The following is a 1,445-nucleotide window of genomic DNA, read 5'->3' on the forward strand; positions in this document are numbered from 1 at the left end:
CCGCCACCGAGTTCGGGGCGGTTCCGGTGGGGTAGTCGGCCGGGGCGGCGAACGTGCCGTCACCATTATTCACCAACACCGACACTGTATCCGCGGTGATGTTGGAGGTGGCCAGGTCTTGGTCGCCGTCGCCGTTGAAGTCACCTACCGCCACCGAGTTCGGGGCGGTTCCGGTGGGGTAGTCGGCCGGGGCGGCGAACGTGCCGTCACCATTATTCACCAACACCGACACTGTATCCGCGGTGATGTTGGTGGTGGCCAGGTCTTGGTCGCCGTCGCCGTTGAAGTCACCTACCGCCACCCAGGCCGGGCCGTTGCCGGTGGGGTAGTCGGCCGGGGCGGCGAACGTGCCGTCACCATTATTCACCAACACCGACACCGTAGACGCGAGAACGTTGGCGGTGGCCAGGTCTTGGTCGCCGTCGCCGTTGAAGTCACCCACCGCCACCGAGAGCGGCTCGTTGCCGGTGGGGTAGTCGGCCGGGGCGGCGAATGTCGCGGTCGCAGCCCACGCATTTCCAGAGGACAATCCCATGATCAGCCCGGCCGCCATCAACAGCGCGGCAACTGACGCCAAGCAGCCCCGCATCACCCTCGTCATGACACTCTCCCCGACACACGCTCTGACATCATCGCCTCTCCCACTCCTCACGACGGCTGGGACATTGACGCCCAGACACGCCGAACGCCCCCCACCCGCTGACGCGAGGACACATCGCCAAGACGCTTCCTGAACTGACGAGCCCCACGACCAGCGAGACCACCCGGCGACACACACCCTCCCAACCACACACGCCACCCCCTCCCCGACACCCACGAATGGCAATCGAGAACCACCTGATGAGCCCACACACCGACTCCGCCACCGGCTTGAACGGGACTGTAAGAAATTCGGGGAGTGTCTACTGACGTTCGAGGCGTGATGTCGTTGGGGGCGGGACTGTAAGAAGAACGGTGTAACTCCGATCGTGGAAGAGTGCGCCTGTGACCAGCGAGAACGTAGCCAGGGAGCCCGTTTCGGGGTCTGTGCCGGCAGCGGTGGATGACTGGTTCATCGAGGAGCTCGTGGTGTGGGCCCAGGCCGAGGGCCTGCAGCTGACCGGCGAGGGCGGGTTGCTGCAACAGCTGACGAAGCGGCTGCTGGAGTCCGCTCTCGAGGGCGAGATGACCGATCACCTGGGCTATGACCGGCATGACCCGGCTGGGAAGAACGGCGGCAACTCGCGCAACGGCAAGCGGTCCAAGACCGTTGTCACGGACGTCGGGCCGGTCCAAATCGAGGTCCCTCGAGACCGCGCCGGCGCCTTTGAACCGCAGATCGTCAAGAAGCGTCAGCGCCGGTTGACCGGCGTCGACGAGACATCTCATGTCACTGGCGGGTCAAGTGCGGCGGTTATGCGGCCAGTGCGAGAGGTGCCGGGAATGCCTTCCCGGCGTCGTAGAGG

The 1,445-nt window shown here is 65.3% G+C and carries 2 protein-coding genes; one reads left to right on the forward strand and one right to left on the reverse strand.

The genetic code is table 11. The features are described from left to right. On the reverse strand, positions 1-601 hold a 601-nt coding region (locus tag ACFWI9_RS33705; RefSeq protein WP_387168961.1), incomplete at its 3' end, for an FG-GAP repeat domain-containing protein. Between the two features lie 425 nt (positions 602-1,026). Here ACFWI9_RS33705 and ACFWI9_RS33710 point away from each other — a divergent pair. Next, the coding region (locus ACFWI9_RS33710) for a transposase (protein ID WP_387168964.1) at positions 1,027-1,445 on the forward strand (419 nt) is incomplete at its 3' end.

Source organism: Streptomyces sp. NPDC127084, assembly GCF_042724175.1.
GTDB lineage: Bacteria > Actinomycetota > Actinomycetes > Streptomycetales > Streptomycetaceae > Streptomyces.